Source organism: Billgrantia gudaonensis (assembly GCF_900100195.1).
Lineage (GTDB): Bacteria > Pseudomonadota > Gammaproteobacteria > Pseudomonadales > Halomonadaceae > Halomonas > Halomonas gudaonensis.
In genome coordinates this window covers 99209-112949 of sequence record NZ_FNES01000004.1, presented here as the reverse complement: position 1 = coordinate 112949, position 13741 = coordinate 99209, and the positions used below count along the sequence as shown (strand labels likewise).

The window sequence follows — 13741 nt, the reverse complement described above, 5'->3', positions numbered from 1 at the left end:
GAGAGGAGCTCTTCCCATGACGCAAGCGACGAAGACCCCGCGCGTGGCCCTGGTCACCGGTACTGCCAGCGGTATCGGCGAAGCCGTTGTCGACCATTTCAGAGAGCTCGGGCATCAGGTTCTCGCCGTGGACTTCAATGAACAGGCGGCCGAGAAGGCCGAAGCGGTGGGAGCGGTGTTCTTTCGCGCCGATCTGACCGATGCCGATGCCTGCCGGGCAGCCGTGGACGAAGCCGTCAAGCGCTTCGGGCGTGTCGATATCCTGGTCAACAATGCCGGCATTCAGCACGTCTCTTCCATCGAGGACTTTCCGGAGGCGAAGTGGCGCCAGATCGTCGACTTGATGCTCACCGCGCCGTTCCTGCTCAGCCAGGCCTGCTGGCCATCCATGCGCGACAACGGTTGGGGTAGGATCGTCAACATCGCCTCGGTGCATGCCCAGGTGGCGTCTCCCGGCAAGGCGGCTTACATCAGCGCCAAGCACGGCCTCATCGGACTCACCAAGACAGCGGCCCTCGAGGGTGGTAGCCAGGGCATCACGGCGAATGCCATCTGCCCCGCCTACGTCAAGACGCCGCTGGTGGACAACCAGATCGCCGATCAGGCCAGGCTGCATGGCATGGAAGAGCAGGAAGTCATCGAGCAGGTGATGCTCAAGAACGCCGCCATCAAGCGCTTGATCGAACCCGCCGAGGTAGCGCAGATGGTCGCCTATCTCGCATCCGATGCCGCTGGCGCGGTGACCGGGTCGAGCTGGAACATCGACCTGGGGTGGACGGCGCAGTAGGCGCTATGCGCCAGCTGCGGGTCCCGGGTTTCGAGCTGCGGGCGATGATTGCATCCATCGCTTGGGCAACGGAGCCTTTAGCAGCTCGTAGCCCGTAGCCCGTAGCTTCAGCGCCTCACCGGGCGCTTCTGCAGCTTGCGCTGCAGAGTGCGGCGGTGCATGCCCAGCGCCCGTGCGGTGGCGGAGATGTTGCCGTCGTGCTCCTGTAGCACTTTCTGAATGTGCTCCCAGGCGACCCGGTTGATGGAAGGCGGATTGTCGGCCACCTCGGCATCCGGGTCGCCGGCTTCCCGACCCAGAGCGGTGAGGATCTCGTCGGCATCGGCGGGCTTGCACAGGTAGTTGACCGCGCCGAGTTTGATGGCCTCCACGGCCGTGGCGATGCTGGAATAGCCCGTCAGCACCACGACGCGACAGTCGGGCACGATGTCGAGAAGCTCCGGCAGCAGCTTGAGGCCCGAACTGTGCTCGAGCTTGAGGTCCAGGGTGGCGATCCCTGGCTGGTGCTGCCTTGCCAGGCTCAACGCATGGTCGGCATCGTGCGCGACCAGAACCTCGAAGCCGCGTCGCGTCAGGGCGCGCGACAGCACGTGGCAGAACATCTCGTCGTCGTCGATGATCAGCAGGCGGGAGTCGGCGTCTTGCATGGTGTCCTCGTCGTGTGGATGGCTCAGGCGTGGCTACGAGGCAGGATCACTTCCGTCAGCGTGCCTCCCTCCGGGTGATTGTACAGGCTTACGCCGCCGCCGAAGCGGTTGATGGTGGCGTGGGTCAGAAACAGCCCGATGCCCAGCCCCTTGCTCTTGGTCGAGACGAAGGTTTCGCCGAGCTGGTCGGCGATGTCCATCGCCACGCCGGGCCCCCGGTCGCGTATGTCGATCACTACCTCGTCGGCGGTCCACTCCAGCGAGATGTGAATGTCGTCGGGACTGGCATCGGCGGCATTGTTGAGCAGGTTGGTGAGTGCCTGGTCGAGGGTGGCGTCGACGGTCAGCCAAGGCGTGCCACGCTGGTCGGCGATGGTCAGCTCGTGGCTCACGTCGGGGCGCAGCACCAGCCAGCGCTGTACCACGGCAGTCAGCCAGTCGCGGGCATCGCGACGTTCAGGCACCGCCATGCGGCGGCGGTCGGCACTTTCCACCAGATTGCGCAGGCGCGACTTGCACAGCTCGACCTGCTGGCGCAGCAGGTCGATGTCCTGGCGCAGCGGCCCATCGGCTTCGGCATCCTTGCGCATGTCGCTGAGCAGCACCGCCATGGTCGACAGCGGCGTGCCCAGCTCGTGGGCCGTGCCGGCTGCCTGGGTGGCCACCGCCAGCACCTGTTCGTTGCGCAGTGCCGCTTCACGAGTGTGCGACAGAGCCTGATCACGGTGGCGCAGGGCATGCGCCATCTTGTAGATGAAGAAGGAGACCAGTCCGGCCGACAGGGCGAAGTTCAGCCACATCCCCAGCACGTGCAGGTTGATCCTGTCATCGCCGTAGTGCTGGGTGAGCTGCGGTACTGGGTGATAGGCGAACAGCAGCAGGGTGTAGGCCAACAGGGCCACGGCGGCAATGATCCAGGCGCAGTGCCACGGCAGGGTGGCAGCGGCGATGGTTACCGGGACCAGATAGTAGGTGATGAAAGGATTGGTGGAACCGCCCGTGAAGTAGAACAGCAGCGTCAACCCGACCAGGTCGGCGAGCAAGTGGAGGAGGTTCTCGGGATGGGTGACGGCCCAGTGGCGGCCCAGACGCCACCAGGTGAGGAGATTGATCAATCCCATGGCGACGACCACGCCGATCACTGCTTCGACGTGCAGGTCGAAATGCAGCAGTTCGATGCCGATGACGATGGCGACCAGGAATCCGGTCCAGGTGATGCCACGCACGATGGTCAGGCGCACCAGATTGCGGCTGGGTGTCGACAACGGCAGGGGCAGAGTGGCAGGCATGGCGACTTCCGATCAAATACGACAGACCATGATATCGTTTCACGTGCATGTCGACAGCTATCAGGGGTGGGCGGACGCCAGCTCGGCGATTGTCAAAGGTAATCGAGACTGTCTATCGCCGAAGGAAAAAACGATAGGCTCGCTAAGTGCACATCCGATATTCTGCGCTCGCGCATGCCTGAAAGCGACACGCCTGTCGTCATTGCACGATCGGCGGTCACCGAAGGCAGACAAGAACAATGGCGGCCGCGGCCCACCCTGACGGGCGTGGCCATGTGCATGTGGAGAGAAAGATCATGTCGATGTCATCGCACGCAACCCCGTCCGGCGCCCCGGTATCTCCCAAGAAGGCATTGAGCATAGGCTTTCTGCTGCTGGAGAACTTCACGCTGATCTCGCTGGCGTCGGCCATCGAACCACTGCGCATGGCCAACCAGCTTGCCGGCAGCGAACTCTATCGTTGGTACACGCTCACGCTGGACGGCGAGCCGGTCAGCGCCAGCGACGGCCTGAGAGTGACGCCCGATGTATCGATTCGCACGCCGCTCAGCCTCGACATGGTCATCGTGTGTGGTGGCGTAGCTCCCCACCGTAGCGTGCAGCGCGAGCACGTCACTTGGCTGCAAGGCCAGGCGCGCCTGTCACGTCGCCTCGGCGCCATCTGCACCGGCAGTTGGGCACTCGCCAAGTCGGGCCTACTCGACGACTACGAGGTGAGTACGCACTGGGAGTGCATGGCGGCGATGCGTGAGGCGTTTCCGCGCGTCGGGCTGACCACGCGCCTGTTTTCGATCGACCGTGACAGGGCGACCTGCTCCGGTGGCACGGCGCCGCTCGATATGATGCTCACGCTGATTCGGTGCGATCATGGTCGAGAGCTTGCGGCAGGCATCTCCGAGATGTTCATTTGCGAACGCGTGCGCAGCGACCAGGATCAGCAGCGCATCCCCCTTCGCCATGTACTGGGCACCAACCAGCCCAAGCTGCTGGAGATCGTGGCGCTGATGGAGTCCAATCTCGAGGAGCCCATCGGCCTCGATGAACTGGCCAGCTACGTCGGTGTCTCGCGGCGTCAGCTCGAGCGACTGTTCCAGAAGAATCTGCACTGCTCGCCGTCGCGCTACTACCTCAAGCTGCGCTTGACTCGCGCCCGCCAACTGCTCAAGCAGACGGCGATGTCGATCATCGAGGTCGCCTCGGCTTGCGGCTTCGTCTCCACGCCGCACTTCTCCAAGTGCTATCGGGAGTTTTTCGGTATCCCGCCGCGCGACGAGCGCATCGGCCATCTCAACCCGCCGGTGCGGCTCGAGCAAAGGGAAGCCGAGGCACTGTTCCGTCAGGCTGCCTTCCAGGCCGTGCCCGAGGAGCCGGTTTCCAGCGCCATCGTGGCCCTCGACCAGGCGCGTGGCGAACCCACCTACGCCAGCGTGGCGGTGAGACCCTGAACGCTGCGTCCCATTCCAATCTGACTTCCCTCCGAGGCCGCAATTGCGGCCTCTTCCTTTTCTCACCTGGCTTGCCATGACGCTGGCATGGCCGCGCACTCCGTCGCATCGACGCAGCCGATGACGTTTTTGGAATCCTCGCCGTCGTTTCCAGCGGGCGTCCCTCCGGCGGCCCGGCGCTATGCTGCCGCCAGGCAACGACCATCACGGAGACCCTGCCATGACCTCTAATCAGCTGCATCAGGACGCCATCGTCATCGATGGATTGATCATCGCCAAGTGGAATCGCGAATTGCTCGAGGACATGCGCCGGGGTGGCCTCACGGCGGCCAACTGCACCGTCTCGGTGTGGGAAGGGTTCCAGGCCACCGTCGACAATATCGTCAAGTCCAACCAGTTGATGGCCGAGTGCAGCGACCTGGTTCGGCCGGTGCGCACCACCGCTGACATCACACGGGCCAAGGAAGAGGGCAAGACCGGCATCATCTACGGCTTCCAGAACGCCCACGCCTTCGAGGACCAGATCGGCTACGTGGAGATATTCAAGCAGCTCGGCGTGGGCATCGTGCAGCTGTGCTACAACACCCAGAACCTGGTGGGCACCGGTTGCTACGAGCGCGACGGCGGGCTCTCCGGCTTCGGTCGCGAGATCGTCGCCGAGATGAACCGCGTGGGCATCATGTGCGACCTCTCTCACGTCGGCGCCAAGACCTCCGAGGAGGTGATCCTCGAGTCCCAGAAGCCGGTCTGCTACTCCCACTGCCTGCCGTCCGGCCTCAAGGAGCATCCGCGCAACAAGTCCGACGAGGAGCTCCAGTTCATCGCCGACCACGGTGGCTTCGTCGGCGTGACCATGTTCACCCCCTTCCTGCGCGCCGGCATCGACGCCACCGTCGACGACTACGTCGAGGCCATCGAGTACGTGATGAACATCGTCGGAGAGGATGCCATCGGCATCGGTACCGACTTCACTCAAGGCCACGGCCAGGACTTCTTCGAGTGGCTCACCCACGACAAGGGCTATGCCCGCCGCCTGACCAACTTCGGCAAGATCATCAATCCCGAGGGCATCCGCACCATCGGCGAGTTCCCCAATCTCACCGAAGCGCTGCTGCGCCGCGGCTTCAGCGAGCCTCAGGTGCGCAAGATCATGGGCGAGAACTGGGTGCGGGTTCTGAAGGATGTGTGGGGCGCCTGACGGCCGCGACGAGCTACGAGTTGCGAGCCGAGACTAGAGCCCCCCGGATCAGCCCCGAGCGATGCGGGCAACGACCACTGCTTAGCCACTTCAAAACAATTAGCAAGATTCGAGGAAAGCAACCGTGACCAAACTGGCCCCCGAGCTGCCCATCGAGGTGGATAGCGAGACCGGCGTGTGGACCACCGACGCCCTGCCGATGCTCTACGTGCCGCGGCACTTCTTCATCAACAACCACGTGGCGGTGGAGGAGGCGCTCGGCGCCGAGAAGTACGCCGAGATCCTCTACGACGCCGGTTACAAGAGCGCCTGGCACTGGTGCGAGAAGGAGGCCGAGTGCCACGGCCTCGAGGGCGTGGACGTCTTCGAGCACTACATGAAGCGCCTCTCCCAGCGCGGATGGGGTCACTTCATCATTGATGTCATCGACCTCGATGCCGGCACCGCCCGCGTGCGCCTGGAACACAGCGCCTTCGTCTACCAGATGGGAAAGGTGGGCCGCAAGGTGGAGTACATGTTCACCGGCTGGTTCGCCGGCGCCATGGACCAGATCCTCGCCGAGCGCGGTAGCGACCTGCGCACCGTCGCCGAACAGACCCAGAGCGCCGCCGAGGTCGGCTGCGACGTGGGCATTTTCGAAGTCGAGCCACTGCGCGACGCAGTGCAGGGCTGAGGGGAGAATCACCATGGCATTCGACGCTATCTTTCAGCCGATCGAGATCGGCAAGCTGACCATCCGCAATCGCGTGGTCAGCACCGCCCATGCCGAGGTGCATGCCACCGACGGCGGCATGACCACCGACCGTTACGTCAAGTACTACGAAGAGAAGGCCAAGGGCGGCTGCGGCCTGTGCATCTGCGGCGGCTCCTCGATCGTCTCCATCGACAGCCCCCAGGGCTGGTGGAGCTCGGTGAACCTGTCGACCGACCGCATCATCCCGCACTTCCAGAATCTCGCCGACGCGGTGCACCAGCACGGCGGCAAGATCATGATCCAGATCACCCACATGGGGCGCCGCTCGCGCTGGGATGGCTTCGACTGGCCGACGCTACTGTCGCCGTCGGGCATCCGCGAGCCGGTGCACCGCTCCACCTGCAAGACCATCGAGGAAGAGGAGATCTGGCGGATCATCGGAGACTTTGCCCAGGCGGCGCGCCGGGCCAAGGAGGGCGGCCTCGACGGCGTCGAGCTGTCCGCGGTGCACCAGCACCTGATCGACCAGTTCTGGAGCCCGCGGGTCAACAAGCGCACCGATCAGTGGGGCGGCAGCTTCGAGAACCGCATGCGCTTCGGCATGGAAGTGCTCAAGGCGGTGCGCGCCGAAGTCGGTGACGACTTCGTGGTCGGTATGCGCATCTGCGGCGACGAGTTTCATCCGGATGGGCTCTCCCACGACGACATGAAACAGATTGCCGCCTACTACGACGCTACCGGCAAGGTGGACTTCTTCGGCGTGGTGGGCTCCGGTTGCGACACTCATGACACCCTGGCCAACGTCATTCCCAACATGTCCTATCCGCCGGAGCCGTTCCTGCACCTGGCGGCGGGCATCAAGGAAGTGGTCTCCGCCCCGGTGATCCATGCCCAGAACATCAAGGACCCCAACCAGGCAAGCCGTATCCTGGAAGGCGGCTATGTGGACCTGGTGGGAATGACCCGGGCGCACATCGCCGACCCGCACCTGATCGCCAAGATCAAGATGGGCCAGGTGGACCAGATCAAGCAGTGCGTCGGCGCCAACTACTGCATCGACCGCCAGTACCAGGGCCTGGACGTGCTGTGCATTCAGAACGCCGCCACCTCGCGGGAGTACATGGGGCTGCCGCACATCATCGAGAAGAGCGAAGGGCCCAAGCGCAAGGTGGTGGTGGTGGGCGGTGGCCCTGGCGGCATGGAGGCGGCGCGAGTTGCCGCCGAGCGCGGCCATGACGTCACCCTGTTCGAGGCTGCGGAGGCCTTGGGCGGGCAGATCACCATCGCCGCCCAGGCCCCGCAGCGCGATCAGATCGCCGGCATCACCCGCTGGTATCAGTTGGAGCTGGCGCGCCTGAACGTCGACCTGCGCTTGGGCACTCGTGCCGACGAGGCGGCGCTGCTCGACTTGCGCCCGGACGTCGTGGTGCTGGCCACCGGCGGCCAGCCCTTCCTCAGTCAGTTCCCTGAGTGGGGCTATTCGGAGAATCCCGAGGAGAGCCTGGTGGTCAGCACCTGGGACGTGCTGTCCGGTAAGGTGGCCCCGGGCAAGAACGTGCTGATCTTTGATGCCATCTGCGAGTTCTCCGGCGTCTCGGCGGCGGACTACCTGGCCGACAAGGGCGCCAAGGTGGAGATCGTTACCGACGACATCAAGCCCGGTGCGGCGGTGGGCGGCACCACCTTCCCCACCTACTATCGCAGCCTCTACCAGAAGGAGGTGATCATGACCTCCGACCTGATGCTGCACAAGGTCTACCGCGAGGGAGACGGTCTGGTGGCGGTGCTCGAGAACGAGTACACCGGCACCCAGGAAGAGCGCGTGGTCGACCAGGTAGTGGTGGAGAACGGCGTGCGCCCCGACGAGGCCCTCTACTATGCCCTGAAGGCGCAGTCGCGCAACAACGGCGTGGATCTCGAGGCGCTCTACGCGGCCAAGGCGCAGCCCTGCCTGAGCGAGGAGGGTGAGGGCTTCCTGCTATTCCGTCTGGGCGACTGCACCGCGCCGCGCAATACCCACGCCGCGATTTATGACGCCCTGCGGATCTGCAAGGACTTTTAAACCCAGCTGTAAGCTGTAAGCCGGAAGCTGTAAGTGGGGGAGGGCTAACTTACCGCTTACAGCTTAAGGCTTACGGCTCCTCATCGAGGAAGCCGAGATGCTCGAGATTCTGCTGCCGATACTGATCTTCTCCGCCCTGGCGGTGGCCGTGATCGGCGCCGTTCGGCGCATCCGCCTGTGGCGGCAGGGGCGGCCGTCGAAGGTCGCCATTCTGCGTGGCCTGGTCGCCATGCCGCGCCGTTACCTGGTCGATCTGCACCATGTCGTGGCGCGCGACAAGGCGATGTCCAACACCCATGTGGCCACTGCCGGTGGCTTCGTTGCCGCCGCTGTACTGATGATCCTGGTGCATGGTTTTGGGCTCGGCTCTTCAGAAGGACTTGGGGGCATCCAGGGTTGGCTGCTGCTGGCAGCCAGCGCCTGCATGTTCGTGGGGAGCCTGTTCGTGGCCCGGCGCCGTCGCAACCCGCCTGCCCGGCTCTCCAGGGGCCCCTGGATGCGCCTGCCGAAGAGCTTGATGGCGTTTTCGTTGAGCGTCTTCCTGATCACCCTGCCGACGGTCGGCGTTCTTCCCGAAGGCTTTCTACAAGGGACTGGCAGTTGGATCCTCGCCTTGGTGCTGGCCGCGGTGTTGGTCTGGGGCCTGGGTGAGATGGTCTTCGGCATGACCTGGGGCGGGCCCATGAAGCACGCCTTTGCCGGCGCCCTGCACCTGGCTTTCCATCGTCGTGCGGAACGCTTCGGCGGGGGGCGTTCCACCGGCCTCAAGGCGCTGGACCTGGAGGATCCCGAGGCCCGGCTCGGCGTCGAGACGCCCAGTGACTTCACCTGGAACCAGTTGCTCGGTTTCGACGCCTGCGTGCAGTGCGGGCGCTGCGAGGCGGTCTGCCCTGCCTTCGCCGCCGGCCAACCGCTCAACCCCAAGAAGCTGATTCAGGACATGGTGGTGGGCCTGGCCGGGGGCAGCGACGCCGCCTATGCCGGCTCACCCCACCCTTCACAAGGGCTTGGGGGCAAGCCAGTGGGTGAGCACCGCGGCACCCCCCATGGGCCCATCGTGGCCCGCGAGGGCAAGGCCCTCGTGGACGCCGACACCCTGTGGTCCTGCACCACCTGCCGGGCCTGCGTGGAAGAGTGTCCGATGATGATCGAGCACGTGGACGCCATCGTCGACATGCGTCGCTTCCTGACTCTCGAGCACGGTAATACGCCTGGCAAGGGGGCCGAGGTGCTCGACAACCTGATCGCCACCGATAATCCCGGCGGTTTCGATCCCGGCTCGCGGCTGCACTGGGCGGCGGACCTCGACCTGCCGCTGATGGCCGACGTCAAGCAGACCGAGGTGTTGCTGTGGCTGGGCGATGGCGCCTTCGACATGCGCAATCAGCGCACCCTGCGCGCCCTGGTCAAGGTGCTGCGCGCTGCCGAGGTGGAGTTCGCGGTGCTGGGCAACGAGGAACGCGACAGCGGCGACGTGGCGCGGCGCCTGGGCGACGAGGCGACCTTTCAGTCCCTGGCCAAGCGCAATATCGCCACCCTGGCCCAGTACCGCTTCCAGCGCATCGTCACCTGCGACCCCCACAGCTTCCATGTGCTGGGCAATGAGTACGGCGAGCTGGGCGGTCCCGGAACGCCGGCCCGCTACGAGGTGCGTCACCACAGCACCTTTATCGCCGAGCTGTATGATGCCGGCCGACTGGCCTTCGCCCCCTGGAAGGGCGGCAGCGTCACCTATCACGACCCCTGCTATCTCGGCCGCTACAACGGCGAGTTCGATGCGCCCCGCAACGTGCTCAAGGCGCTGGGCATCGAGGTCAAGGAGATGGAGCGATCCGGCTTCCGTTCGCGCTGCTGCGGCGGCGGCGGCGGGGCGCCGATCACCGACATTCCCGGCGAGCGGCGAATCCCCGACATGCGCATGAACGACGTCGAGGAGACTGGCGCCGAGCTGGTGGCCGTGGGCTGCCCACAGTGCACTGCCATGCTCGAGGGCGTGGTGGATGCCACCGCCGAGGTGCGCGACATCGCCGAGCTGGTGGCCGATGCCCTGGTCGAACGGCCCACTGCCCCAAAAAGCACCGGGGTTCAGCAGCCTGCCGTTGAGGAGGTGACACCATGAGCGAAATCCAGCGTCGCGATCCACGCCGCGAGTGGATCGCCCGTAACCGCCTGCATCCCGAGCACGCTAGCGTGCTCGCCGAGCGGGGGGGCGCCGCCAACGAGTGGCTGGGCCCCAACGGGGTGATTCGCAAGAACCCCCATGCCATCGGTTTCATCGGTCCCAATGGCGTCAAGCGCATCGACCGCAGCGGCGCCCAGCGGGGGGGCCAGGCCACGGGCGGTGCACGCCAGGCGACCCAGGATACCCGTCGCGACGTCACCATCGCAGCCCCGGCCTTCCTGGTCGCGGTGGTGCCGGACCTGAGCGGTGGGCGCCTCTCGAGTCACGATCGCGACCTGCTGGGCCTGGCCCGACGACTGGCCGACGCCGATTCCGAACGGCGGGGTGCGGTGCTGGCCGTGGTCTTCGGCGCCCACAAGGAAGACGGTTTTGCCGACGCCGGCATCGATCGACTGCTGCATCTCGAATCGCCGGAACTGGAGGGCTATGCGCCGGAGGCTCGAGTCGGCGCTCTGGTGGCGGTGGAGGAGGCCTGGGAGCCGCATCACTGGCTGCTGCCCGACTCCAAGCTCGGCGGCGCCGACCTGGGGCGGCGGCTGGCGGTGCGCCTGGGCGAGCGGCCGGCCACCGGCGTTTGGCAGATCGAGGCCGACGCCCGGGGCGAAGGCGGCAGCGGTTGGTGCTGCACGGCGCGGGGCGCGGCGAACACCCTGGACATCCAGCGGCCCCTACCGCGGGTGGTGTTGGCGCTCGCCGAGTGCGCCGAGCCGGTCAGCGAGACGCGCCATGCCGCCCAACCGCTGGTGTTGGCGCAACCGCTGCCGGCGCAGCTCTCGCGCATCGAGGATCTGGGCCCAGTGGCCGTGGATCCCGCGGGCGTGGCGCTGGCCGAGGCCGAATTCATCCTCTCTGCCGGCAATGGCGTACGCGACTGGGACGGTTTTCATCGGGCCGCCAAGGTGCTGGGGGCGACGGAAGGGGCATCCCGGGTGGCGGTCGACGACGGCTTCATGCCGCGGGACCGTCAGGTCGGTGCCACCGGCACCTGGGTCACCGCCCGGGTCTACGTGGCCGTGGGTATCAGTGGCGCCATCCAGCACCTCCAGGGGATCCAGAGCTGCGACAAGGTGGTGGCGATCAACATGGATTCCGGTTGCGACATGATCAAGCGTGCCGACTTGGCGGTGATCGGCGACTCGGCCCAAGTGCTAGAGGCGCTGGTCGCGCTGGTGGAGCAAGAGCGAGAGGAGAAGCGTCATGCGGCCTGAAACCCGAGACACCCCGTCACTGGAGATCACCGTGCTGGTCTCCGTGGGGCGCCATCCGCTGACCGGTCGGGGGCGCCGTGCCGACCAGGACGCCCGGGGCGTCGAGCTGGCCCGGGGGCTGCCGGAGGCCGAGGTCCAATTGCTGCATGCCGGGACCCTGAACGAGGGTAGCGAGACCGCCCTGCGTGGCTATTTGGGCATGGGCTTCGATGCGCTGGCCCTGCTCGAGCAGCCCGAGGGCGCCGACATCCTGCCGGCGCTGGCCGAGACTCTGGATGAGGCATCGCCCCAGCTGGTGATTACCGGTGAATGCGCCGAACGGGGCGAGGGGTCGGGCTTGCTGCCCTACCTGCTGGCCGAGCGGCTGGGCTGGCCGATGGTCAGCGGCGTGGTAGCGGTGGAGGGCGTCGAGGAGGGCATCGCCACCCTGCTGCAGGCCCTACCGCGGGGGCAACGGCGGCGCCTCGAGGTGCGCCTGCCGGCCATCGTCAGCGTCGACGGCGCCGCGCCGGCGCCGCGCCAGAGCGCCTATGGCCCGGCACGACGTGGCCAGCTGGCGTTCGTTCCGGGGGCGGTCAGCCTTGACGACGACTGGGCTGGCTGGCAGGTGCAGCCGGCTCGCAAGCGGCCCAAGCGACTCAAGATCGTCAAGGCCGCCTCGGCCCGGGATCGCTTCAAGGCCGCGGCGGCCAAGGCCGAGGGCGGCGGCGGTCAGGTACTCGAAGGCGTTACCCCGGAGCAGGGCGCCGCGGCGATCTTCAAGCTGCTCAAGGACGAGGGCGTACTGCGCTAGTCGCGTCGCTGCAGATCTGCATCGAAAAGACCCCGGTCACGGATCGGGGCCCGTCACGTGGTCGGACGGAGCTCCGGAGACGATGGATCACGATGAAGGGGATGTCGCGATCAGGCATCGCGATGACTCATGGAGGCACTGTCCCGTGGGGCAGTACCGCTAAGGTCTATGGGTGGCATCTACGCCACCTCCCCACAACAAGACGTAAGGAAGCCAGCCATGAGTGCAGCCAACCGCGGAGTCGTCTACAAGGGACCCGGTCAAGTCGACGTCGAGTCCATCCCCTATCCGGAACTCGCCCTCGGCAAGCGCAAGTGCGACCACGGCGTGATCCTGAAGGTCGTCACCACCAACATCTGTGGCAGCGACCAGCACATGGTGCGTGGCCGCACCACCGCGCCGTCCGGCCTGGTGCTGGGTCACGAGATCACCGGCCTCGTCATCGAAGCCGGGCGCGACGTCGAATTCATCAAGCCGGGCGACCTGGTTTCGGTGCCGTTCAATATCGCTTGCGGCCGTTGCCGCAACTGCAAGGAAGGCAAGACGGGCATCTGCCTCAACGTCAATCCGGCGCGACCGGGCGCGGCCTACGGCTACGTGGACATGGGCGGCTGGGTCGGCGGCCAGACCGAGTACGTCATGGTGCCCTATGCCGACTTCAACCTGCTGAAGTTCCCCGACGCTGACCAGGCCATGGAGAAGATCCGCGACCTGACCCTACTGTCCGACATCTTTCCCACCGGTTTCCACGGCTGTGTCACCGCTGGCGTCGGGCCGGGCAGCACCGTCTATATCGCCGGTGCCGGCCCAGTGGGTCTGGCCGCCGCCGTCTCTGCCCATCTGCTGGGGGCGGCCTGCGTAATCGTCGGTGACATGATCGAGGAGCGTCTGGCCCAAGCCCGCAGCTTCGGTTGCGAAACCCTCGACCTGACCCAGGACGGCGACATGGCCGACAGGATAGAGGCGATCCTCGGCGAGCGAGAAGTCGACGCCTTCGTCGACTGCGTCGGTTTCGAAGCCCATGCCTGCGGTTGCAACCACGGCAAGGAAGCGCCCGCGACCGTGCTGAACTCGGCGATGTCGCTGACCCGCGCCGGCGGTCAGATCGGCATCCCGGGCCTGTACGTGACCGAAGACCCGGGTGCAGCGGATGAGGCGGCCAGGCAGGGGGCGCTGAGCATGCGCTTTGGTCTCGGCTGGGCCAAGTCCCACTCCTTCCACACCGGCCAGTGCCCCGTAATGGCGTACCATCGCCCGCTGATGCAGGCGATCCTGTTCGACAAGGTCAATATCGCCGATGCGGTCAACGTGCAGATGATCACCCTGGATGAAGCCCCGCAGGGCTACGCCGACTTCGACGGCGGCGCGGCCAAGAAATTCGTCATCGACCCCCACGGCAGCGTGGCCGCCTGAAGAGTGCCTGAACGGGCCGACTG

The 13741-nt window shown here is 65.9% G+C and carries 11 protein-coding genes; 9 read left to right on the top strand and 2 right to left on the bottom strand.

Annotated elements, in window-relative coordinates:
* The first annotated feature begins 16 nt into the window (after positions 1-16).
* Complete coding sequence (locus BLP96_RS06320; protein ID WP_089684267.1) at positions 17-787, top strand: 3-hydroxybutyrate dehydrogenase; 771 nt, start codon at positions 17-19, stop codon at positions 785-787.
* 107 nt (positions 788-894) lie between these two features.
* Here the strand turns inward: BLP96_RS06320 and BLP96_RS06315 are convergent, their stop codons facing one another.
* Together BLP96_RS06315 and BLP96_RS06310 are read right to left on the bottom strand one after the other, a co-directional pair.
* A complete protein-coding gene (locus tag BLP96_RS06315; protein WP_089684265.1) occupies positions 895-1434 on the bottom strand; it encodes a response regulator transcription factor in 540 nt (179 codons plus the stop codon).
* A gap of 23 nt (positions 1435-1457) precedes the next feature.
* Positions 1458-2723: an ATP-binding protein gene (locus tag BLP96_RS06310; RefSeq protein WP_089684264.1), complete on the bottom strand. Its 1266-nt coding sequence runs from the start codon at positions 2721-2723 to the stop codon at positions 1458-1460.
* Between the two features lie 302 nt (positions 2724-3025).
* Here BLP96_RS06310 and gbdR point away from each other — a divergent pair, with 302 nt between their 5' ends.
* The 8 genes from gbdR to fdhA all read left to right on the top strand — a co-directional run bounded on the left by gbdR (position 3026) and on the right by fdhA (position 13718).
* Positions 3026-4168, top strand: coding sequence for a choline metabolism transcriptional regulator GbdR (gbdR, locus tag BLP96_RS06305; protein WP_089684675.1), 1143 nt, complete (start codon positions 3026-3028; stop codon positions 4166-4168).
* Positions 4169-4388: 220 nt separating this feature from the next.
* Complete coding sequence (locus BLP96_RS06300) at positions 4389-5366, top strand: dipeptidase (protein WP_089684262.1); 978 nt, start codon at positions 4389-4391, stop codon at positions 5364-5366.
* 124 nt (positions 5367-5490) lie between these two features.
* On the top strand, positions 5491-6039 hold the full coding sequence (locus BLP96_RS06295; protein ID WP_089684260.1) for a 4-vinyl reductase: 549 nt from the start codon (positions 5491-5493) through the stop codon (positions 6037-6039).
* A gap of 13 nt (positions 6040-6052) precedes the next feature.
* Entirely contained in the window at positions 6053-8122 is a 2070-nt protein-coding gene (gene dgcA, locus BLP96_RS06290) for a dimethylglycine demethylation protein DgcA (protein ID WP_089684258.1), read from the top strand.
* 97 nt (positions 8123-8219) lie between these two features.
* Complete coding sequence (locus BLP96_RS06285; protein ID WP_089684256.1) at positions 8220-10241, top strand: (Fe-S)-binding protein; 2022 nt, start codon at positions 8220-8222, stop codon at positions 10239-10241.
* Complete coding sequence (gene etfA / locus BLP96_RS06280) at positions 10238-11512, top strand: electron transfer flavoprotein subunit alpha (RefSeq protein ID WP_089684254.1); 1275 nt, start codon at positions 10238-10240, stop codon at positions 11510-11512. The genes BLP96_RS06285 and etfA overlap by 4 nt, the downstream gene beginning before the upstream one ends.
* Positions 11502-12305, top strand: a complete 804-nt coding sequence (gene etfB / locus BLP96_RS06275) for an electron transfer flavoprotein subunit beta (protein ID WP_089684252.1) — start codon at positions 11502-11504, stop codon at positions 12303-12305. The genes etfA and etfB overlap by 11 nt, the downstream gene beginning before the upstream one ends.
* 219 nt (positions 12306-12524) lie before the next feature.
* Positions 12525-13718: a formaldehyde dehydrogenase, glutathione-independent gene (fdhA, locus tag BLP96_RS06270; RefSeq protein WP_089684249.1), complete on the top strand. Its 1194-nt coding sequence runs from the start codon at positions 12525-12527 to the stop codon at positions 13716-13718.
* The last annotated feature ends 23 nt before the right edge of the window (positions 13719-13741 follow it).

Bases quoted from the DNA above. Each gene is read 5' to 3' on its own strand.
- etfA (WP_089684254.1), top strand. From the start codon at position 10,238: ATGAGCGAAATCCAGCGTCGCGATCCACGCCGCGAGTGGATCGCCCGT.
- etfB (WP_089684252.1), top strand. From the start codon at position 11,502: ATGCGGCCTGAAACCCGAGACACCCCGTCACTGGAGATCACCGTGCTG.
- BLP96_RS06315 (WP_089684265.1), bottom strand. From the start codon at position 1,434: ATGCAAGACGCCGACTCCCGCCTGCTGATCATCGACGACGACGAGATG.
- BLP96_RS06310 (WP_089684264.1), bottom strand. From the start codon at position 2,723: ATGCCTGCCACTCTGCCCCTGCCGTTGTCGACACCCAGCCGCAATCTG.
- BLP96_RS06320 (WP_089684267.1), top strand. From the start codon at position 17: ATGACGCAAGCGACGAAGACCCCGCGCGTGGCCCTGGTCACCGGTACT.
- BLP96_RS06300 (WP_089684262.1), top strand. From the start codon at position 4,389: ATGACCTCTAATCAGCTGCATCAGGACGCCATCGTCATCGATGGATTG.
- dgcA (WP_089684258.1), top strand. From the start codon at position 6,053: ATGGCATTCGACGCTATCTTTCAGCCGATCGAGATCGGCAAGCTGACC.
- gbdR (WP_089684675.1), top strand. From the start codon at position 3,026: ATGTCATCGCACGCAACCCCGTCCGGCGCCCCGGTATCTCCCAAGAAG.
- BLP96_RS06285 (WP_089684256.1), top strand. From the start codon at position 8,220: ATGCTCGAGATTCTGCTGCCGATACTGATCTTCTCCGCCCTGGCGGTG.
- fdhA (WP_089684249.1), top strand. From the start codon at position 12,525: ATGAGTGCAGCCAACCGCGGAGTCGTCTACAAGGGACCCGGTCAAGTC.